Annotated in this window: 20 protein-coding genes and 2 pseudogenes; 10 read left to right on the top strand and 12 right to left on the bottom strand. The window is 69.6% G+C overall.

What is annotated here, in order from left to right:
- Window positions 1–10: 10 nt before the first annotated feature.
- On the top strand, window positions 11–328 hold the full coding sequence (locus tag M878_RS90220; protein ID WP_023553622.1) for a serine integrase family protein: 318 nt from the start codon (window positions 11–13) through the stop codon (window positions 326–328).
- A pseudogene (locus M878_RS000000102055) lies at window positions 303–440 on the top strand (DNA adenine methylase); the annotation flags it as partial. The gene M878_RS90220 and the pseudogene M878_RS000000102055, both read left to right, overlap by 26 nt.
- A 326-nt stretch (window positions 441–766) precedes the next feature.
- Here the strand turns inward: M878_RS000000102055 and M878_RS90215 are convergent.
- On the bottom strand, window positions 767–1,459 hold the full coding sequence (locus M878_RS90215) for a TetR/AcrR family transcriptional regulator (protein ID WP_037731298.1): 693 nt from the start codon (window positions 1,457–1,459) through the stop codon (window positions 767–769).
- A 53-nt stretch (window positions 1,460–1,512) separates the two neighbouring features.
- On the opposite strand from M878_RS90215, the gene M878_RS90210 reads away from it, so the two are divergent.
- Window positions 1,513–2,637, top strand: coding sequence for an FAD-dependent oxidoreductase (locus M878_RS90210; RefSeq protein WP_031227296.1), 1,125 nt, complete (start codon window positions 1,513–1,515; stop codon window positions 2,635–2,637).
- Between the two features lie 186 nt (window positions 2,638–2,823).
- The gene (locus M878_RS99130) at window positions 2,824–3,093 is read left to right on the top strand and encodes a hypothetical protein (RefSeq protein ID WP_078630529.1); all 270 of its coding nucleotides are present in this window, start codon (window positions 2,824–2,826) and stop codon (window positions 3,091–3,093) included.
- Window positions 3,094–3,216: 123 nt separating this feature from the next.
- Here the strand turns inward: M878_RS99130 and M878_RS90200 are convergent, their stop codons facing one another.
- Entirely contained in the window at window positions 3,217–4,236 is a 1,020-nt protein-coding gene (locus M878_RS90200) for an alpha/beta hydrolase (RefSeq protein WP_106962909.1), read from the bottom strand.
- A gap of 469 nt (window positions 4,237–4,705) precedes the next feature.
- Here M878_RS90200 and M878_RS000000100815 point away from each other — a divergent pair.
- A pseudogene (locus tag M878_RS000000100815) lies at window positions 4,706–4,858 on the top strand (IS701 family transposase); the annotation flags it as partial.
- A gap of 145 nt (window positions 4,859–5,003) precedes the next feature.
- On the opposite strand, the gene M878_RS98010 reads toward M878_RS000000100815, so the two are convergent.
- The gene (locus M878_RS98010) at window positions 5,004–5,156 is read right to left on the bottom strand and encodes a hypothetical protein (protein WP_023553616.1); all 153 of its coding nucleotides are present in this window, start codon (window positions 5,154–5,156) and stop codon (window positions 5,004–5,006) included.
- 248 nt (window positions 5,157–5,404) lie between these two features.
- Between M878_RS98010 and M878_RS000000101230 the strand changes: the two genes are divergently transcribed.
- The 3 genes from M878_RS000000101230 to M878_RS98005 are packed head-to-tail and all read left to right on the top strand — an operon-like array spanning window position 5,405 to window position 6,287.
- Window positions 5,405–5,536: a hypothetical protein gene (locus M878_RS000000101230; protein ID WP_023553615.1), complete on the top strand. Its 132-nt coding sequence runs from the start codon at window positions 5,405–5,407 to the stop codon at window positions 5,534–5,536.
- Window positions 5,537–5,559: 23 nt separating this feature from the next.
- Window positions 5,560–5,904: a WbqC family protein gene (locus tag M878_RS90195; RefSeq protein WP_245238332.1), complete on the top strand. Its 345-nt coding sequence runs from the start codon at window positions 5,560–5,562 to the stop codon at window positions 5,902–5,904.
- Window positions 5,901–6,287, top strand: a complete 387-nt coding sequence (locus M878_RS98005) for a hypothetical protein (protein WP_167345789.1) — start codon at window positions 5,901–5,903, stop codon at window positions 6,285–6,287. Before M878_RS90195 ends, M878_RS98005 begins: the two co-directional genes overlap by 4 nt.
- 15 nt (window positions 6,288–6,302) lie before the next feature.
- On the opposite strand, the gene M878_RS98000 is transcribed toward M878_RS98005, so the two are convergent.
- The 3 genes from M878_RS98000 to M878_RS90180 all read right to left on the bottom strand — a co-directional run bounded on the left by M878_RS98000 (window position 6,303) and on the right by M878_RS90180 (window position 8,051).
- Window positions 6,303–6,641, bottom strand: coding sequence for a hypothetical protein (locus tag M878_RS98000; protein WP_158692865.1), 339 nt, complete (start codon window positions 6,639–6,641; stop codon window positions 6,303–6,305).
- Between the two features lie 50 nt (window positions 6,642–6,691).
- Window positions 6,692–6,958 carry a hypothetical protein gene (locus tag M878_RS90185; protein ID WP_158692864.1) on the bottom strand — a complete coding sequence of 89 codons (267 nt, stop codon included), beginning with the start codon at window positions 6,956–6,958 and terminating at the stop codon, window positions 6,692–6,694.
- A 484-nt stretch (window positions 6,959–7,442) separates the two neighbouring features.
- Window positions 7,443–8,051 carry a snapalysin family zinc-dependent metalloprotease gene (locus tag M878_RS90180; protein WP_023553611.1) on the bottom strand — a complete coding sequence of 203 codons (609 nt, stop codon included), beginning with the start codon at window positions 8,049–8,051 and terminating at the stop codon, window positions 7,443–7,445.
- Window positions 8,052–8,976: 925 nt separating this feature from the next.
- Between M878_RS90180 and M878_RS90175 the strand changes: the two genes are divergently transcribed.
- Window positions 8,977–9,570, top strand: a complete 594-nt coding sequence (locus M878_RS90175; RefSeq protein ID WP_023553610.1) for a hypothetical protein — start codon at window positions 8,977–8,979, stop codon at window positions 9,568–9,570.
- A 1,095-nt stretch (window positions 9,571–10,665) separates the two neighbouring features.
- Here the strand turns inward: M878_RS90175 and M878_RS90170 are convergent.
- From M878_RS90170 to M878_RS90150, 4 genes are all read right to left on the bottom strand, one after another.
- Window positions 10,666–11,655 (bottom strand): L,D-transpeptidase, encoded by a 990-nt coding sequence (locus M878_RS90170; protein WP_031227293.1) that lies wholly within the window; start codon window positions 11,653–11,655, stop codon window positions 10,666–10,668.
- Between the two features lie 351 nt (window positions 11,656–12,006).
- On the bottom strand, window positions 12,007–12,603 hold the full coding sequence (locus tag M878_RS90165) for a hypothetical protein (protein ID WP_023553608.1): 597 nt from the start codon (window positions 12,601–12,603) through the stop codon (window positions 12,007–12,009).
- Window positions 12,604–13,361: 758 nt separating this feature from the next.
- Window positions 13,362–14,066 carry an AAA family ATPase gene (locus tag M878_RS90155; protein ID WP_023553606.1) on the bottom strand — a complete coding sequence of 235 codons (705 nt, stop codon included), beginning with the start codon at window positions 14,064–14,066 and terminating at the stop codon, window positions 13,362–13,364.
- 316 nt (window positions 14,067–14,382) lie between these two features.
- Window positions 14,383–15,840, bottom strand: a complete 1,458-nt coding sequence (locus M878_RS90150; RefSeq protein WP_023553605.1) for an MFS transporter — start codon at window positions 15,838–15,840, stop codon at window positions 14,383–14,385.
- A 253-nt stretch (window positions 15,841–16,093) separates the two neighbouring features.
- Here M878_RS90150 and M878_RS90145 point away from each other — a divergent pair, with 253 nt between their 5' ends.
- A complete protein-coding gene (locus M878_RS90145; RefSeq protein WP_031227291.1) occupies window positions 16,094–17,032 on the top strand; it encodes a helix-turn-helix domain-containing protein in 939 nt (312 codons plus the stop codon).
- 92 nt (window positions 17,033–17,124) lie between these two features.
- Here the strand turns inward: M878_RS90145 and M878_RS90140 are convergent, their stop codons facing one another.
- Window positions 17,125–17,601 carry a (2Fe-2S)-binding protein gene (locus tag M878_RS90140; RefSeq protein WP_023553603.1) on the bottom strand — a complete coding sequence of 159 codons (477 nt, stop codon included), beginning with the start codon at window positions 17,599–17,601 and terminating at the stop codon, window positions 17,125–17,127.
- Window positions 17,602–17,609: 8 nt separating this feature from the next.
- On the bottom strand, window positions 17,610–19,949 hold the full coding sequence (locus tag M878_RS90135) for a molybdopterin cofactor-binding domain-containing protein (protein ID WP_031227290.1): 2,340 nt from the start codon (window positions 19,947–19,949) through the stop codon (window positions 17,610–17,612).
- Between the last annotated feature and the right edge of the window lie 73 nt (window positions 19,950–20,022).

The following is a 20,022-nucleotide window of genomic DNA, read 5'->3' as shown; positions in this document are numbered from 1 at the left end:
GCGGAGGGCCTTGGCCGACCCGCTGCCCGTCAACCCCGCCGGCGAGGGCATGGCGCGCATCGCCTTCCTCCTCCTGGCCCTGTTCGCCGAGATGGAGCGGATCTTCACCGCCGAGCGCGCCGAGCACGCGCCCAGCGCGGCCAAGGCCAACGGACGACACGTCGGCCGGCCCGTGGCTCACCCCGCTGAGAAGATCGATTACGCGCGGCTGCTTCAGGAGCAGGGCGATTCGCTGGGCCGGATCGCCGCCAAGACCGGCATCCCCAAGGCCGCGCTCCACCACTACCTGTCCGCCGAGCGGCGTGACGGATCCCGACCGGGACGGTGACCATGCTTCCCCGATCATCCTCTACGGCGGCAAAGCCAAGCTCGCCGAGCAGATCGCCGCGATGCTGCCCGAGCACGCCTACTACGTCGAACCGTTCTGCGGGTCGCTCGCGGTGTTGACTGCCGAGCAGCCCTCCACGCTGGGCGGCGACCTGTCCTGTCTGGAGGATCTGGAGGGCGCCCGCCGGGTCTGGGTACGGCCCGCCCAGGGGCGGACCGGGACCTTGCGCCGTACCGGCTGGCGGTTCGACGCGGCCGACACCGCCAGGATCTCCTTGCCGGCGCGGCTGAACGGGGTACCTGGAGCGGATGTACGGCGTGGCCGACCGCCTGGCCCGGGTGTCGCTCGAGTGCCGCGACACGTTGGAGGTCATCGCCGCCCACGGCCGGTCTGGCGGCGTCATGCGGTGCCACGGACGTCACCTGGAAATCCTGAGCGTCACGCCGGCGGTCGGGTGAGTTTGGCGGCCACGGCGTCGAGGACCCAGTCCAGGCCGGTCGCGAAGGATGCCCCGGCGTCCACGTCCGTGGCGTCGTACACGGCCTTGGTCAGCGCCGGGAAGCGGCCCGTGGCCAACATTCTCGTCACATGCGGGCCGGAGGCGCGCTGCCAGTCGCGCTTGGACAGGCCCGTGGCGCGCTCGGCCCGCAGGTTCGCGATCTCGCGCCTGATCGCGCCAGTGAAGTAGGCGCTGACAGTCTCCACAGCACGCATGACGGTGTCCACGTCGGCGAGGCCGTCGAGGGCGGCCAGCGTGGCCTCGGTCACGGCGAGGCCGTTCGGGCCCAGGGTCGGGCGGCCGCCGAGCAGGTCGGCCAGCCATTCGTGACGAAGAGCGGCTTGCCTGGTGCGGTGGGCGAGGATGCGCAGCGCCTCCCGCCAGTCACCGGGCTGTTCCTCGGGGAGAATCTCGGCCTGGACCTCGTCCACCATGAGGTCGAACAGCTCCTCCTTGGTGGAGATGTATCCGTACAGCCGCATCGGGCCGGCGTTCAGCCGCGCGGCGACCTTGCGCAGCGACACTGCCTCCAGCCCGCCCGCGTCGGCCAGCGCGATGGCGGCGGCGACGATCCGCTCCCGGTCGAGCGGCACGGGGCGAGTCGGCGGCTCCGGCCGGTCCCACACAGTCATGGTCACACCGTTCTCTTGCGATGCATCGTATTGGAGAAATACAGTGTATCGACATGAGACATCGTATCGCAGTGGTGGGGAGCGGCCCGGCCGGCCTTACCTTCGCCCGCGTCCTGCACCGCCATGGCTACCCCGTCGCCGTTCTCGAACGCGATCCCGCCCCCGACGCCCGCCCCCCGGGCGGCACACTGGACCTGCACGAAGGGCTCGGCCAGCTCGCACTGGACAAGGCGGGGCTGCTGGCGGAGTTCCAGGCGCTGTCTCGCCCCGAGGGGCAGGCCATGCGCATCCTGGACGCGGACGGGACCGTCCTGCGCGACTGGCAACCCCGCCCCGGTGACCGGGCCAATCCCGAGATCGACCGCGGGCAACTCCGTGACCTGCTGCTCGGCCCTCTCGACGTCCAGTGGGGGCGGGCCGTGACGCAGGTGGTGCCGGGGACCCGGGATGGCGTACTGGTCCAATTCGCGGACGGACGACAGGAGACGTTCGACCTCGTGGTCGGCGCGGACGGCGCCTGGTCCCGGATCCGCCCGGCAGTCTCTTCGGTGACGCCGCACTACACCGGCGTCACCTCGGTCGAGACCTCCCTGGACGACGTCGACACCCGCCACCCTGACCTCGCCCGGTTGATCGGCGACGGTTCCGTGGCTGTGTACGGCGTGAACCGAGCTCTCGTCGCCCAGCGCAACAGCGGCGGCCACGTCAAGGTGCACGCCCAGTTCCGCGCACCGCTCGACTGGCACACCAACCTGGACCTGGCCGACGTCGAGGCCGTGCGATCAAGCCTGCTGGCCCTGTTCGACGGCTGGGCCGCTCCCGTCCTCGACCTCCTCCACCACGGCACCGCTTTCGTCCACCGCCCCCTCTACGTCCTGCCCGTGTCCCACACCTGGACCCACGTCCCCGGGGTGACGCTACTGGGCGACGCCGCCCATCTGATGCCCCCGTTGGGGGCGGGCGCGAACCTCGCGATGCTGGAAGGCGCCGAACTCGCCGAGTCCATCGCCGCCGCCCCCACCCCTGGCGATCTGGACGAGGCCGTCCGCGCCTTCGAGGAACACATGTGGGTACGGGCCAGCAGGTGGGCGAAGATCACGACGGCCGGTCTGGAACGCCTCGTGAGCCCGGACCCCGCCGAAGCCCTCGCCCTCTTCGACCAAGTCCAGCCATCCTGACCGCCAAGCGCGAGAGCACCACCACCAACAGCTCCCCACGGCTTCACAGCACGGCACCGCAGGCTCCGTGGCCGGGTGCCGCGAAGCCACTCGCCTGGGGTCTCATCGAAGCTTCTCGAGTGGAGAGCAGTCACGGCCTCGGGCGCCCGCATGTCTCAGCTGATCACGACTGCTTGATCAATCGGCGTGGCGGTTGAGCTGGGCCATCAGCTCGCGGTTCGCGGCACGGGCGGCGGCAAGGTCGTCGTCAGGCTCCTGGATCGCGAGTTCCAGGTCGATCACCTGCTGTTCGAGGGTGCTGATCCGGGCCTTGAGCTGTTCGGTGTGGCCCAGTTTTCCCGTAACCGGCCGAGGATCACGGTCGCTCAGATCGACACCGGTCACCGCATGGGCCTGCGAGCCCCCGAAGCAGTGGCGACGCTGATCACCAGGTTCGTGCGGGGCCTGCCGGGCTGAGCACGGAGCGGACCGGCCGAAGCCGGCGGTGTACTGCCCGGGCCGCTTCGGGTACGGCCCTGCTGTCGGCGGCAGAGGTTTTGGAACACCGTTGCGGAAACGCCGCAGCGCAGCACCCCGGGCTCAGGAGGATGGTGTGGGGCCCTCCACCTGCTCGCTGATCCACTGCGTGGGCCCCTCCATTTGCTTCAGGTAGGTGGCGCCGTTGTGGGTACCGCCGGGTATCTCCCACAGCCTGGTGTGGACGGGACCCTTGCCGTAGGTGGCCATGAAGTTCTTGACGGCGTTGATGGTCGCGGCGTTCTCCCTCGTGCCGACCTGGAACGCGATGTAGACGTCCGGTCCGTTGGCGGCCGCCAGTCGCTTGGCCAGCACCTTGGGATTGTTCTCCCGCATCTCCTTCTCGTGACCCCGCCACAGCGGGGAGTCGGGGACGATATCGGGGCCGTTGGCGATGGCGGTCTTGAACTTGTCGGGGTGCTTCAGGACGGCTTTCAGGCTCGCGAAGCCGCCGGTGGAGGAACCCATGTAGCTCCAGCCCGCACGGTCCTTGATGGTGCGGAAATTGGCCTTCATCAGGTCCGGGACGTCTTCTGTCAGCCATGTGCCCATCTTGGGCTGGTCGGGGATGTCACTGGCGTCCCAGTAGATGCCGTGTGTGTCCGGTCCCGGATTGAGGATCGGCATGGCCAGCAGGAAGGGCTTGCTCCTGCCCTCCTCGTACCACTTGGAGATGCTCTTCTCCAGAGAGAGCCTGTCCGGGCCGAACTCGCCCACCGACCAGTAGTTGCTGTCGTTGCCGGGACCGCCGGGCAGGGCGATCATCACGGGGAAGCCGCTCGAGGCGAACTTCGCCTCCTGGTACTCCTTGGGCGCCCAGACCCACACCTTGCCCTTGAACCCGGACTTCTGTCCGTCCAGGGTGACGACGCTGACGTGGGTGCCGTCGCTCAGGGTCTTGACGTTCCTGAACTCGGCCCTGGGGCCCGTGGGCATCAGCGTCCTGGAGTCGGCGGCCTTCGCGCTCTTCCCGTGCTGCGCGCTGCCAGCCTGGTCGTAGTTGACGGGGTCGCCCTTGTCTGTGAACGGCGGGATCGCGTAGTAGCTCATCACCTGCCAGGCGACCAGTCCGAGTGTGGCCACGGACACCGCCCCTACGATCCAACGACGGGCACGGGACACACGGCGCCGGCCACGGGACCGGTGGACCCCGGCGGATCGGTTTCTCATCTTGCGGCTCCGGCTGGTACTGCCCCAAAGGGGGCAAGAAGGTCAGTTCCGTTCCGTCTGATGGGCCTCCCAGGCCAGAGGTTGCTCCATCAAGCCGTCCAGCAGGTCATTGATACGAAACCACGACAATCGGACCACCACGGGCCGGCTTGCGGGGCCCGGCATCTCGATCAGGTGTCGGACGCAGGCAGCCGAGTCCGAGCAGCATGCACCTGTCAGACCCGGGCCACAAGCTGGAGGGCGTATCGAAGGACCTCGGTATCAGCAGGGAAACGCTGCGTAACCGGGTACGGGACGAGCGGCCCCGCCACAGCGAGGGTCGGTAGTCCAGCAGCGGCTCGTGACCTGAGGTGGCAGTTGGCGTTGTCCCGGTGTGGAGGGGATGACTGAAGTCGCGGGCCAGACTGCTGACTTGGAGGCGTTGTTCGCTCGGGTGGCGGGCAGGTTCGTCCGGGCGGATCTGCGGCGGCGGGTGCGGGACCCCGTCCGTGGTCTGCCGGGGCGGGCGAGGCGCAAGAACGGCTGGCAGCTCGCGGCGGTTACGGCCAGGTGCAGGTACCCGTGTCCGTCTCGCCACCTTTACCTGGAGTGGTTGCGGAAGCGGCCAAGTCGTCGCTCTCGTTGGCAGGGAAGTTTGTCGAGGCCCTCGTAGTGGCGGTGTCCGTTCTCGGTCTCCTCGATCACTCCGGCGAGGCGGCCGCTGAAGCGGCTGTGGACTGTGGTGAGGGTGGAGAGCGAGGGATCAGGAACCAGACGGTCTGCTCACCGCGGGCGAACCGGGCGGCGATCCTGGCGAAGTAGGCGTCCAGCCGGGCGCGTTCGAAGATTTCCACGGCAGTTCCCTCTCATCCGTCCATCCGGGGCCGTACGAGAAGATCCACGGTTCAGCGGGTGCGTGCGCGTCCGAACAGCAACCGGTCGGCCGCGAGGGCGGCGTCCAGGACGGTATCGATCTGGGCGGCTTGGGCGGCTTGCGACAGAGGGTCCAGGTCAAGCAGGAGGACGGCCTCGCTGTTGCGGGCGAGCAGTGCCGTCCAGCCGGGCGGGTGGGCAGCCGCGGCTGGCGGGAGGCACCGGGGAAGTGCAGCGGCACCCGACCACCGATGATCTGCAGGCACTGGCCGACGTCCCGCACGACGTCCCTGGCCCCGCCCAGTCCGCCGAGGCTGTCGGCGAGGCGCCGCATGCGGGCCTCGATCACCTCGGCGACTGATGGCCGGTGAAGGCGGGGTGTGGGTGATCAGGACGTGGGCGCCTTCCCGGCCGTCCGGCCCGGTGCCCGGCCAGGTCCAGGCCGCGAGCCAGACCAGCAACCGCACCTCGGTACAGTTCACCCACCGCGACGACCAGCACCGAACCCGCCTCGCCGACCTCGATGACCCGGTCCGGCAGCGGTGGCTCACCATCCCCACCCGTCTGCCTCACGGACGGTCCACGCTCATCCGGGACGCACTGATCGACGATGCGGACCTGGCCCGCCGCAGCAGCGCAGGGATGCTGCGGCAGCACCGGCACGCAGGGGTTGACCTGAGATGCTCGGCGGACCTGATCGCTCGACATGTATGGTCCGGATACTGGTGAGCTCGCGTCGTGTCCGTCATGCCCTCGACACCCTCACCCTCACCCTCACACCGGGACGCTACGGCCGCTACCTGCAACTCCTCGACGACCTCCTCCGCCACGGCGGACCACCCGCCGACGGTGGCCGGCAGCGGGCCACGGCCGTGCAGGGCCTGCGTGATCGGCGTCATCATCACCGGGCTGACCGTCAGCTGGATCGCGGCCAGATGGTGTCGGCCGCCTGCGGCTTCGGCGGCAAGGGCGAGCAGCTCCCCCACCGTGAACGCTGCTCTTCCATACCCGCCCATGTGGTGATCCCGTACCCGGCCGCGTGCCCGGCGGCCACGGCCTCCTCCAGGACCACGAACGCGTCCCGGATCGCACGGTGCAGGGCGGTGCGATAGCCGGGATGGGCGTGCTCAGGGTTGTGCAGCAGGAGCAGGTCCAGCTGCTCGCGGTTGCGGCCGATCTGCCGGCGCAGGTAGTCCGAGGCAATGCCGTGCCCGGCCGGCGCCTTGCCCCCAGCCAGGACTGGCGTTCACCGCGTCGGTGCCGGTGGCCGCGGTGAAGCAGCCGGCCTTCGTGTCGACCCGCAGGGCCGGGTGGGCGGCCAGGGCGGGCGTGAGCAGGGTCTCGACGTGGCCTGTGGCGTAGTCGGGGGCGGTGGCGATCCCCTGCTGCGCGGCGGAGGCGGCCGCACGCACGGTCGCCTCCGGGATCACCCGGCACCGGTAGGTACCCAGAGCGAGCTGTGCCATCGCAGGAGGCTCGCCTTGTGTGCCAGCGCTGACAGCGCATGAGTCCCTGATCAGTGGGCCGCCAGCAGCAACGCAGCGATGCCCATGACCAGCACCAGGCCCAGCGTCACGCGCATGGGACCCGCTCCCGCGGAGTCGCCTGATGACCCACGACGCCGGAACGAGGGGATCCAGGCGAAGCCCTGCGAGTCCCCGGTGTGATGGTGATGCTGGGAGTTGCCGTGGTGGCCCAGCCCACCGCTGTGATGGTGCCCGCTGAATCCACCCCCGTGGTGGCCGCCCCCGCTGAACCCTCCGCCGCCGTGTATGGTGTTCACCCCGTTGTTCGTGGTCCGTTTCTTCACCGCCCCTGCCCGGATTCCGGCTGCCTACACCTGAACAGGCGAGGTCACGCCCAAGAACTGGGACGCTGCCCGGGCCGCCGCAGAACCGCTTCGGCTACGGCATCGGACGCAATGGCGGCGGCCTGCACGCGCCCTGGCCGAACATCCGCACAAGATCGCGGTCGCTGACAGGACGGACATAAGCGGCGGAGGCCTCCCGACGGGCAAAAGCCCGATGCCCGGATCCTGGCGAGGGTGGAGGGCGAGGACTGTCTGCAGCAGGAGGAAGTGACACTGCAAGGACCTGCAGCGCGGTCTGGCTTGCGGGCACTCGGAACAGGCGGCCGTCTTCCGGGCAGTGCATCGGGGCTTCAGACCTTGATTCGGCCGCAGTGCCGGTACGTCACCGAGGTGACGTACCGGCACGGGTGGGTCGCCGTACCGCTACGGGGCCGGGCTGTCGCTGAGTTGAGGGGTGTCAGTGTGCGTGGGCCAGGGTGCGGTTCGGCCAGCCGTCGGTGATGACGATGTGGTGGGTGGCACGGGAGGCGGTGCCACCGCTGTTGGCGTAGTTCTGGTCTACCTGGGCGGCTTCGGCGGCGTCCGGTTTGGCGTTGGTGCAGGAGGGGCCCGGACCGTGGCCGGACATCAGTTCGGAGCAGGGGCCGCTGTAGTCGTCGGGGAGTCCGAAGATGTGCCCGGTTTCGTGGGCGGCGATGCGGGTCGCGTCGTAGCCCTCGTTCAGGGCCTCCTGTCCTAGGTCGACCTCTCCCTTGCTGCCGCCAGGGAAGATGGGGCCGAGGGTGGTCTGCGGCCAGCCGTCGGTGGCCACGTAGGTGTAGTCGGCCGAGCTGGATGAATCGGCCTTTTGCAGCTGCACGTTGTGCTCCGCGGCGTTCCAGTTGGCCACGGCCTGGTCGATCGCACTCTCCCAGGAGCCGGCCTGGCTGTCGTCGTAGGTGAGGGTGACGACGGCGGCCGGGCGCGGTTGCGCGGCGGTGTGTGCGGGTTGGGCCGACGCGACACCGGCGGTGGCGGCCAGCACGGCCGGGACCAGCGCCGCCGCGGCGGCTATGCGTGTGCTCATGGGGCTGATGCGCCTCCTTGAACCGCTAGTGGCTACAGGTTCATCTTTCTTACCACGAACATGACAAGCCCTAACAAGAGTGCGGGCGCGAATCGGCCGGGCCGGCAAGGGAGCTGACGCCGGGCCGGCCCGCGCCCGTACCGCCTTCGCCGAGCCTCCCGGCGCGGAACGTCTCCCCCTACGGGCCCCGGCGCGGTCGCGATCGGAGGGACCGCATGCACTCAGACGGCGGCGGCAGTGCTGTTCAGCTCAGACCGGAAGTGGACGGGATCGTGGTTCGGGTACGGAGTTGGGGGGTGACGGTGTCGCCAAGGGCGGGGTCGGGAGGACTGGTGTGGCCGGGAGGACTGGTGTGGTCGATGTCCGTCAGCCCGCACCGCGACCTGGCCGCGGCCGCGTGCCGATCTCAGACCAGGTCGACGCCGGCAGGCTCGAGAACGCGCAGTTTCTCCGTCAGACCCGCACCTCGCAGACGTCAACAGCACGTTGCCACCTCTCGATTGACTGAACAACACCGATCGCGATCCCATGCAGTCAACCGGGAAGAACCCGGCGGCGCGGTGCCGGTGCCCGGCCACCGCGTGCTGCGGTCGGCCAGCGCTCGCCGCCAGTCTGCGATCTCCCGCCGGCCGTCTTCAGCACGGCCGGTCCCGTAACACGGATCAACTCATGGATTTCGCAGCGACACGCGTCGGCATGGGGTGAGCGGACGTCAGTAGATCATCCGGAAGGGTTAATAGTCATTCAATACGCCTTTTTATTTGGTTACTTCACATCCCGACCAGGCGACGGAGAGGTCCACATATACCCCAATCGGCTCCATGTCACGAACTTTCCGATATGACCGATATGACAGCCATGAGTACGTTTGATCGCAGTCGGCTGACGAGCCGACATCTCCGAGATTCGAGACGGGAGAAGCGACATGAAGCTCGCTCGTTCCACCATGGTGACCGCCGCTGCCGGGGCCGCCGCGGCACTCGCCGTGACCGGCATCACCTACGCCTCGGCGGCCTCCGGCCCAGCGCCCCAGGCGGCCCCGGCGGCTGCCGTCCCGGCCGCCGCCGACCCGGCAACCGCCCCAGCGGCAACCCCCAGCGCCGGCTCCGGGCAGGGCAAGGGCAACAACAACAACGAATGGCAGGGCAAGGGCAACGAAGGCCGGCGCGAAGAAGGCCGAGGCCGCGAGGAGGAAGGCCGGATCGAGATCAACGAGCGGTCCTACTCCGCCCACCCGGGTGACTGCATCACTGTGGTCAGCGACCTGGGTGCCAAGACCCTCAACGTCCACAACGAGAGCCGCAAGCGGGTCGAGGTCTTCCGCGGGGCGGTCTGCGACAACGGCGCCCCCATCGCTACCGTCGGCCCCCACAGCTCCAGCTTCGGCGTCGACGATCTGCACACCAAGGGCATCCACGTCAAGAACGGCGTGGTCGCGAGCTTCCGCGTGGACTGCGACCGCGACGACCGCGACGAACACGGTGACCGCGGGGACCGCGGGGACCGCGACGACGACTGACCGGAAACCGACAGCACAATACGGAGCCCCGGCCCGCCGGAATCGGGCCGGGGACCCCATTCCCCACCATTGTCTGACAACCTACGCACCATGCACGCACCGCCAGGCCCGGGCACCAGACGTCACACCCCTGGTGCCCGGGCCGGCGCCCGTCCCCCCGCCCGCCGATCCGCCTTGGGATTTCCGCGCCGAACGCCTCCCGCGGGCACTCCCCCCGTGCCCTCGCCACCCGCCTCCCTCCCGGCGTTTCCCCCACCCCCGAACGGGTGAGAAAAGACGCAGGCCGTACGCCAGGAGACAGCCCTGTCACCCGGCGCTGAAAACGCCGGCGAAGGCGGCGCTCGCGGTGCCGACGAACTGTGCCGGCGACGCCCCGCCGGTGGGTGTTCCGGCGGGGCGGTTGTCGGTGAGGTGTCGTCTCCTTCGGCAAGGTGCCGGTGGTTCAGTGCCCGTTTCTGTCCCTGAGGTCTGAAGCGAGCTGACCACCTCGGCGGGGTCGGACTTCGGGGTCCAGGCGGAGGCACATGCGAACGTAGTTCGCGCTACCTGGACCAGGCCGATGGTGTCCGTCGGGCTTCCATCCGTGCCGGGCGTAGAAGGCTTGAGCTCGGCTGTTGCGCTCCCATGCCACTCGCTGCGATCTGTGGCCCCCCCCCCGCAGCCACGGACGACCTCGCTCACCTACGTGCGGGCGGCGGCCCAGTCGACGAGGTTCTTGCGACGTAGCTGGTCGTCCCGGACGAGGTCATGCCTGGCATCGTGTAACGCAGGGCGGTCCGATGTGCGAGTGCGGCCAGGACGGCGAGCCGCCCACCACCTGAAGATCGCCGGACGCCCGGACCAGTTGCTTCATGGCGCATCCGAGGGTTCGCTGGCCGACCAGCAGGCAGGAGACAGCGTGGAGTTCTGGTCCACACCCTAGTGGGTGAAGTGTTTCGACGGGTTCGGTCCCCTGTCCGCTGACCTGGCCGACGGTGGCACGAGTGGGGGTGTGACCAAGGGGCCGACCGCTTCCGGCCGGCCCCAAGGTCGGGTACGACAGTGGTCTCGCGGTCGGCATCATCGAGTGCTGACCGGCGCCGCCACCTGGGCGTGTCACAGCGCCGCGGTCGTCGCCTTCCCGGACGCGCTGCCCGCGAGCCACTGGTCCCATTCCAGGTTGAAGTCGGCGTAGCCGTTGTCGGCCTCGGCTTTGGCGCGGGACGAGCCGGTGATGGTGACGGGGTCGCCCTGCTTGATCTGGCTGTAGAACCACTTGGCGTCCGGCATGGACAGGTGGACGCAGCCGTGCGAGCCGCGGGCGCTGCCGCTGCCCGGGGTGGGGTCGCCGGTCGAGTAGTGCACATATGTGCCGGACTGCGTCAGGTGGATGTCCCAGGGCAGCGTCAGATCGTAGTAGTTGGGGCTGGACTTGTCGCAGCTGATGCCGACGCTGCAGGAGGTCATGTGGACCTTCTCCTGCTTGTCGATGACGGCCATCGTGCCGTTCCACGTCGGGTACTGAGCGCTGCCCGCGTTGATCGACAGGGTGCGCAGCAGCTTGCCGTTCCGGGTCACCTTCATGGTGTGGCCGGTCACCGACACATCCGCGCGCACATCATCGCCGATCGTGAAGGCGTGCGTGTAGTTGCGCACGCCGTAGCGTCCGTTGCCGTTGCTGACGCCCTGCATGTCAACGTCGACCTTCACCTTCGTACCGGAGGGCCAGTACGTCTGCGGCCGCCAGTCGACACGCGTGCCGTCGCTGAACCAGTGCCAGGCGCCGATGACCGGCTGCGAGGCGCTCACCTTCATGTGCTTCTCCACCGCGGCCCGTGCCTTTGCCGCCACCGGGTTCGTGAAGACCACCGAGATCGGCATGGCTACGCCGACCGTGGTTCCCGTCTGCGGGGTGATCGAATCCAGCAGCATCGGCGGGCCCGCGGGCTTCGTCGGCGCGGGAGAGGCGCTCGCACCCGGCTTGCCCGACACCTTCGCGTCGTCCCCGCTCGCCTTGGCACTGGCGCTCCCGCCGCAGGCACTCACGCCCATCAGCATCACGCCTGTGACGAGTGCGATCCCTATGCCGCCCTTACGCTGTCCCACGACCTGCCCCGCTCTCTCATTCGTCGGCCCTGATGGGCCCGACTCCCTGTCGGACAGCGAAGGCATGGCCTGTAGTTGCGTCCGTTGCGTAAAACGTGTCCCAAAACTCGGTGAGCGCCGCCGGGCCGTACACCGTGACGGGCACGTCGTCGTCGCCTCCAGGGCGCGCCGGGTGCAGGGAGTTGGGCCGCATTGCTGTGGCCCGGGGGTATCGGCTGGCGTGCAAAGCGGCGCCTCGAACGCGGGCCTTCGGCCTGTTGGAATCCGCTCGATCACGGGGGTGGCGTCCGCGCAGGAACCCGTGCGTGCTCCCGTCGCGGCCTGGAGAGCGGGGGGGCGGCGCCGCCCGTTTCAGGACCGGTCCAATCGCCGGGAGTCTCCAAGAGGCTCCGGGCGCATCGGCGCCAGGAGCTTGTGCAGGTCGCGGTAGAGCCGGTCGGCGTCGAGGTCGTACGCCCGGCCGCGGCCGCGCGCGAAGAACACCGTCAGCGCAGCCATCAGTGGGGTCGCCACCAGGCCGATGACCAGCGGCGGGATGGTGACGGTCAGAGCTCCGAGGAGGAAGATGCCGAGCGTCACCAGCGTCACGAACCCGAACAACGGCGCAAGCATGATCCCGTTCATGGTCTCCAGCATCGCTCCGGAGACCACCAGTGCGCCGCCGCCCCCGTCCGGATCCGGCACCACGTCAAGCCGGCCACGGAACTTGGCGCTCTGATTGCGGCCGGGCGCGTTGAGCGCGATCGAGCCGCCCGAGCCGACGCGGCAGGCCGGCCAGGCGCCGACCGACGGGCGCCGCTTGCGCAGCACTACCAACGCCGCCTCGTGTTCCAGGCCGTCAGCGGTGAGCCGCCAGCTGCCGTGCTCGCGGCGACGCCTGAACTTCGGGCCGCCGCCGGCGCGCCCCCGCTGTCGGTGCCGGTGACCGTGGGCCCCCTGCGTGTCCATCCCGAACACCCCATCCGTTCGACGCGCCCCGAAGCTACCAGCCGTCGGCGAACCAGCCCCTGCCGGGGCGGAGGCGTACGACACGGTGGACACCCTGCTGCCGTTCGGTAAGCCGACTGACCTACCGGCGAAATAGCTTGACCCGCGGCTTTGCGAAGCTTCCTGGGTGGTGATCCCGTGATGTCATGGGAAGAATCCCGGGCGCACGGCGCCCAGCAGAAAGCCCACAGGCTGAAGGCCGAGCAGGTACGGCAGCCTGATGGGCACCGGGCTCCCGCGACAGCACGCGCTTGCCAACTGATGGGCGCTGCAGAGGAGGTGGAGCGGCTGGGCAGGATCGCAAGGAGCCTGCCCCGCTTTCCGATCGCGCATGGGCTGTGCCACCGACTCCTGGGGCACAGGGAAGATCGCGTGGTCGACAACCGCACCACCGACCTGGAGAAGGCCAACCTGTCGGATCTGCTGGAGAGCTTCGTACGAGAGATCCGCAAGCTGGCTCGGGGCGAAATCAGCCCGCAACGACGACGGGCGAGGCCCGCCAAGCCCTCGCCGCGGACCCCGACTTCGTACACCGCCCACTGCCGGCGATCCCACGGCAGCGCCCACGCTCCCACACTGGGACCCCCGTGCGCCGCTCATGCCGCCGCACGCGAGGAGGCCACCCCGCAGACTGGTGCCGGGCCTCATTCCGCCACCGCTCGAAGCGCATGTCGTCGGTGAGCCAAAACCGCCTGCGAGGCCAGGACGTCGAAGCGAGCTCAGTCGAGGACGTGCCGCAGATAGGACTGCGGGTCGGTGAGATAGCGGCGCCAGTGATCGACCAGGGCAAGTTCGTCCCAGGCCGCCCGGCGCAGACCGTGCTCGCCGATCTCGATGATGTCCGCCCCGGGCAGCGCGGTCAGGAGCGGAGAGTGGGTGGCACAGATGACCTGGCCCCCTTTCTTGGCCAACTGGTCGAGGTGCCCCAGCAGTTCCAGGCACGAGGCGAACGAGAGCGCCGCCTCCGGCTCGTCCATCACGTATAGCCCCGGCTGGATGAACTGGCCTCGGAAGGCCGCGAGAAAGCCCTCCCCATGGCTGAGTGAATCCGGCTCGAACCCTTCCCGGCTCAACGCGTTCAGGGCCGTCTCGGCGCGCAGGAAGAATCCTTTGCGGGCCGACCAGCTTCTCAGCATGCGTCGTCCGTGCGGCGCCGCGTCAAAGCGGATCCGCTCACCCAACACCGACTTCGGGCGGTCAGGGGCATAGCGCCAGTTGTGCGAGCCTCCCCAGGAGTCCAGACCGAATCCCTCCGCCAGGGCCTCGACCAGGGTTGACTTACCCGAACCGTTCTCTCCGACGAGAAACGTCACCGGCGCGGTGAAGCGCAGTCCGTCCGCCAGGAGCGCGCGTACACAGGGAACGGACCAGGGCCACTCGTCCTGGAATGAAGCCACGGGCACGTACGCGCGTTCGATGATCACGGGGCGAGTGTCGCACAGGGCTGCTGAGGCACGGGGCAGGCAACCCTCGGCTGCCGCAGCCCGCCGATCGAGCCTACTTCGGGGCTACTGACGAAATGCGGTGCGAGCAGTGTAGAGGCCCTGGCCTCGCTGGTCGGTGCTTCCTCGTCGGCGGTGAGGCGTTCCAGGTCGCTGAGGCGGCGCCCGCCACCCGTCACCCGCCTGCTGCAGCGGAAGGGGGGCGCCCCTTTGAACTGCCGAGGCGGGGCGGCGCGACGAGGTCGTTCTCGTGGCCTGGAGCGGCTGTACGAGGCCGGGTGAGCGGGCTGATGGGGACTCAGTCGCGGGGCAGGAGAAGGCGGGAGAGGATGGCGGTGGCGAGGAGGAGGGCGGCGACGGCGAGGAGTCCGAGGCGCATGCCCGGGAGGGAGAAGCCGCCGCCGGGGCCGGAGAGCAAGCTGCCGAAGAGCGCGACGGCGAGCGCACCGCCGGTCTGGCGCAGGGAGTTGAGCAGCCCTGACGCCGTCCCCGCGCGCTCCCCTGGGACTGCGTCGATCAGCAGCGCGGTCAGCGCGGGTACCGCGAGTGCCCCGCCGATGCTCAGTGGCAGCAGCAGGAGTAGCACCAGCCACACCGGGGTGTGTGCGGCCAGCGGCAGCATGGCCAGCATGGCCGCGGTGAAGACCAGCTGACCGGCGACGATCACCGGCCGTCGCCCGATCCGCTCAACCAGGCGCGGCGAGAAAAGGTTGCTCGCCGTCACCACCACCGACATGGGGACGAACATCAGGCCCGCCGCTGTCCCCGACATCCCGCGCAGCTGCTGGTAGTACAGCCCGAGGAGGAAAATCCCGCCGTAGAAGGCGGCGTTGACGGCGAATCCGACCGCAAGCGGGACAGTGATCTGACGGTTCGTCAGCATGGTCAGGGTGACCATGGGTTGGCGGTGTCGGGACTCCACCGCGCGGAAGGCGAACCCGCAGGCGACGGCGAGCACGGCGGCGATCAGCACGGGGAGACTGGTCCAGCCCAGGTGGCCGCCTTCGATCACCGCGAAGGTCAGCCCGGCCAGAGCCAGTACGGCGGTGAGCTGGCCGCCGCCGTCGAGTGCGGCGGGCCGGCGCGGGGAGTGTGGCACGCGGACCAGCAGGCCGAGGATCACCAAGCCCACCGGGAGGTTGAGCAGGAAGACCGCCCGCCAGCCGGCGGACTCCGTGAGCAGCCCGCCCAGCACCGGCCCCGCTGCCATCGCCACCGATCCGCCGACCGTCCACAGCGCAATGGCGCGGGCGCGCTCCCGGGCCTCCTCATAGGCCTGCCGGATCAGAGCCAGCGAGGCCGGCATCACGACCGCGGCGGCGCCGCCCTGCGCCACGCGCGCGGCGACCAGCACGCCGATACCGGGCGCGAGCGCACAGCCGAGGGAGGCGAGGGTGAACAGAGCCACGCCCCAGGCGTAGGCGCGGCGGGCGCCTGCGCGGTCGGCGATGGCGCCGGCGGAGAGCATCAAGGCCGCGAACATCAATGTGTACGCGTCTACCACCCACTGCAGCCCGGTCATCCCGCTGTTGAGGGAGACCCGGATCGCCGGCAGTGCGATGTTCACGGCCGACACGTCGATGGTGATCACGGTGAACCCCAGGAGCGAAGCGACCAGGGCGACGGGGGTGCGGTTGGGTGGCGCGGCTGGTCGGGTTCGGTCCGGCTGTCGTCGCCGGGACCCGGGCGCCGACACCTCGGGGTCGTGCCCGTGGGCGGGGGCGGTGGACGATGACGGGGAAGGGATGCGCGGCATCAGTGACCTCCTGGACAAGGCAAGGCATGGGTGACGGTGTACGTCGGGGGCGATCGGGCGGGCGGCTGCGGTCCGTCGGGGCCGCGGTCCGGTGTCTCGCACCCCCTGGGCCCCGGCGGCCGGGCCGCCCGCTTGGGGATCAACTCTCCGCCCGCTCGTGACCGCCCGGCAGACCGGGCTGTACCCGGGGTGCGGCGTTCCAGGCCCTGACACGGCCCCCCACGGCTTCCGCTTGCCTGCCACAATGGGACGAATGGCAGCAGCAACTGAGGTGCGGGGCACCGAACTCGGCAGATATCTGAAAGCCCGCAGGGCACAGGTGCGCCCGGAGGACGTCGGCCTCCCGGCCGGCGCGGGCCTGCGCCGCACTCCCGGACTGCGCCGGGAGGAGCTGGCCGCGCTGGCCGGGGTGAGTGTCGACTACTACATCCGCCTGGAGCGTGGCAGGGAGACCAACCCCTCGCCCGCCGTCGTGGACGCCCTCGGCCGCGCCCTGCGACTACGCGGCGACGCATACGAACGCCTGCACGAACTCGCTGAGCTGGCCTCCGGCCGGGTCTCCGAACTGCCGTCCTGCGCGGACCACACCGTCCGCGACTCGATACTGCGGATGCTGGAGTCGGTACGCCCGCTGCCTGCCTATGTGGTGAGCCGATACAACCGCGTACTGGCCGCGAACCCACCAGGCCGGCGGCTGCTGCCCGGACTCTGGGACTGGCCGGAGCACCAGCGCAACCTGACCCGCTATCTCTTCCTCCACCCGGTCGGGCGGACGCTCTACGAGCCGTGGGAGGACACGGTCGCCCTTTCGGTGGCGCATCTGCGGGCAGTCGCCGGCGCCGACCCGGACGACCCCGAGCTGACCACGCTCGTCGGCGAACTGGTACTGAAGTCACCACAGTTCGCACGGCTCTGGGAGCGGTACGACGTCTGCGAGCGCGGCGGCGGGCAGAAGTCCTTCCGGCATCCGAAGGTCGGACCGATGACCCTGACCTACGAGGTCATGCGACTGGCAAGGACAGGCGGCCAGCGGATGGTGGTCTACCAGGCATCCCCCGGCACCCCGGACGAGCAAGCCATGCTCCGCCTGGACTCTGCGGACACCCGACCGGAGTCGTCGCCCGCGAGTCACCCGGATCCGGCCCCCGAGCCCCTCCCTGCCCGGTCGCCGTCCTCAGCCGCAGCAAGCTGACCCCCGCGCCACCATCCCCGCACCTTTGGTCATCGGTCTCTCCTGCGATGCGCGCCGCGATCGTGGCGGGCACCGAGGTCCAGCACGGCGCCTCAGTACTTCTGCGCGCCGGCCACGATCGCCTCCCGGATACGGTGGTAGGTGCCGCACCGGCAGACGTTGCGGATGTCGTCGAGGTCGGCCTCTGTGATCTCCCGGCCCTCCTCGCGAGCCTGGCGGACCTTGGCCACGGCGGTCATGATCTGGCCGGGCTGGCAGTAGCCGCACTGCGCCACGTCGTGCTCCAGCCAGGCCTCCTGCATGGGGTGCAGATCCTTGCCGACGGTGGCGGGCAGGCCCTCGATGGTGGTCACCTCGTCGTCCGGTCCGACCGCGCCGACCGGCACCGAACAGGGATTGAACGCCTTGCCGTTGATGTGGCTGGTGCAGGCCTGGCAGACGCCCAGCCCGCAGCCGTACTTCGGTCCGGTGACCCCGAGGACGTCTCTGAGCACCCACAGCAGCCGGACGTCGTCCTCGATGTCGACGGTCACCCGCTTGCCGTTGAGGATGAAGGTGTGTTGGGGCACGGCAACTCCTAGAAGGCGCGATTGAGTCCGTCGGTCGGGGACGCGGGGATCGGCGGGGTGGTGGGCAGCGGATCGAAGCCGAGCGGTCCGGCGTGGTTGATCGGGAAGCTCGTCGGCATGGTGCCGGTGGCACGGCCGTAGGCGCAGGCCACGGCGGCCGCCGCAGCCGCCACGGCCAGTTCCCCGGCGCCGCCGGGCCGCCCGGTGGTCGGCGGCATGACGACGATCTCCAGCTCGGGCGGGGCGTTCCATTGCCGGGTGTAGAAGTAGTTGTCCCAACTGCCTTCCAGGAAGTGCCCGTCGTCGAGATGGAGGCCGGAGCTGAGGGTGATCGCGATGCCGTCCATGATGCCGCCCATCATCTGTGCCTGAAGGCCCTGCGGATTGACCGCCAGGCCCACGTCGACCGCGCACACGACCTTGGTGACACGGGGACCGGTGCAGGCGTCGCGGACCTTGCGGCCGGTGGTCTGCGGACGGCAGTCGATCTCGGCGAGGACGGCGACGCAGGCGTGGTACTCGGGATGCAGCGCGATGCCCTGCGCCGTGCGGGCGGGCATGCTCCGGCCCCAGTTCCCGACGTCGGCCACCTTGTCCAGGACAGCCCGCAGCCGCTCGTCCTTGACGAACTCGCGGCGGAACCGGTACGGGTCCTTCCCCATCCGCCCGGCCAGCTCGTCCACGACCAGTTCCTGCGCACAGCGCACGTTGGGCGAGTAGATGTTGCGCATGGAGCCGGTGTTGAAGTCCTTGTCGGTCTCGCTGAGCAACTGGGTGACGACGCCGAAGTTGTACGGCGTCTGCTGGCTGAGAGCGAAGATCGTCTCGGAGAAGGCCAGATCACCGACCGGCAGCCGCGCGGCCTCGGAGGTGATGATCTCACCGACGCCGTGGCCGAAGTCGGTGGCGACGGAAGTGTGCCGCTGGTCGTAGGACAGCACCTGGCCGAGGGCATAGGTGGCCCGCACCCGCGAGGTGGCCATCGGGTGGGTACGGCCCTGCCGGAAGTCGTCGGTACGGTGCCACATCAACTTGACCGGCTTACCCATCGCCTTCGAGACCTCGGCGGCCTCGGCGGCGGCATCGTGGAACAGCTTGCGCCCGAAGGAGCCGCCGCCCTCGGTGATGTGGACCGTCACCGCCGAGACGGGCAGCCCCAGCTTCAGCGCGATCTGCTCCTGGGCGACGATCGGGGACTTCATGCTCCCCCAGATCTCGGCCGAGTCCTGTCGTACGTCGGCGATGGCGCAGTTGGTCTCCAGCGCGCTGTTGCTCGCAAAGTGGAAGGTGAACCGGGCGTCGACCGACTCGGTCAGCAAGTCCAGTGCGGGAAGCGGAAGTTCCGCCCTTCTCAGCTCGTCGCGGATCGTGGTGTCGGAGGCGCCCTCGGCACTTCCCGGCCCCCAGGAGACCTTCAGCGCGCGCACGGCGTCGATACACTGGCCGAAGGTACGGCCGCGGACGGCGACCCCGGTGGAGACGGTCGCGACGTCGGTGATGCCGGGCATGGCCCGCACCTCGGCGAGGTTGTCCACCGAGCGCACGGTGCCGTTGATCGTCGGCGGTCGGCACACCATCGTCGGCAGGGCGTCAGGGATGTGCAGGTCCATGGCGAACTTCTTGCGCCCGGTCACCGCTTCGACCGCGTCGACACGTCCTTGAGCGGTGCCGATGACCTTGAACTCCGCCGCCTCCTTCAGTGCCACTGAGACCCGACCGGTCGTCACCGCTGCTGCCTTCTCGGCCAGTTCACCATAGGTGAGACTGCGCCCGGTGGCCGAGGAGGTGATGACACCGGCCTTCGCCGTCAGGATGTCGAGGGCCTCGCCGAGTTCCAGGGCGGCGGCCTTCAGCAGCCGGCCCCGGGCCACGGCGGCGGCGACGCGGATCGGCGTGAAGGTCGAGATCGTGGTGTTGGAGCCGCCGGTGAGCTGGTTGAACAGCAGCTCCGGCCGCGCGTCCGCGAGCGTGACCCGGATCCGCTCCAGCGGCAGGTCCAGTTCCTCGGCTATCAGCATGGCGCTGGACGTCGTGATGCCCTGCCCGACCTCCGCCCGGGGAAGCGCGAAGGAGGCCGTGCCGTCGGCGTCGATCCGGATCGTGATCAGGTTGGCCGTCGGCAGCGTCGCATGGGTGAGCATGTCGTTGAGGTCGTAGATCTCCGCCGGACCCGGCACGGACGGGACGACGGCCGCCGCCTCGTCGGGCGCGAGCAGCGCCTCACCGAGTTCGGCGGCCACGGTCAGTGTCGAGGCGGCCAGCACATAGCCGAGGAATCTCCGCCGCCCCAACCCGACCGCCGCGGGTTCTTGCCCCCGTCGCGCAGAGGGGGTTTCCTTGTCCGTCAACTGTCCTCCCAGCGACGCGCATTGTCTGCTTTCGCCACGGCTCCTTGCGGTGCTTCCTGTCCCTGTACCCGCT

The organism is Streptomyces roseochromogenus subsp. oscitans DS 12.976 (assembly GCF_000497445.1).
In the GTDB taxonomy this organism is placed as follows: Bacteria; Actinomycetota; Actinomycetes; order Streptomycetales; family Streptomycetaceae; genus Streptomyces; species Streptomyces oscitans.
Note: the sequence above shows the minus strand (reverse complement) of the source record. Positions and strands in the feature narration are given on the sequence as shown.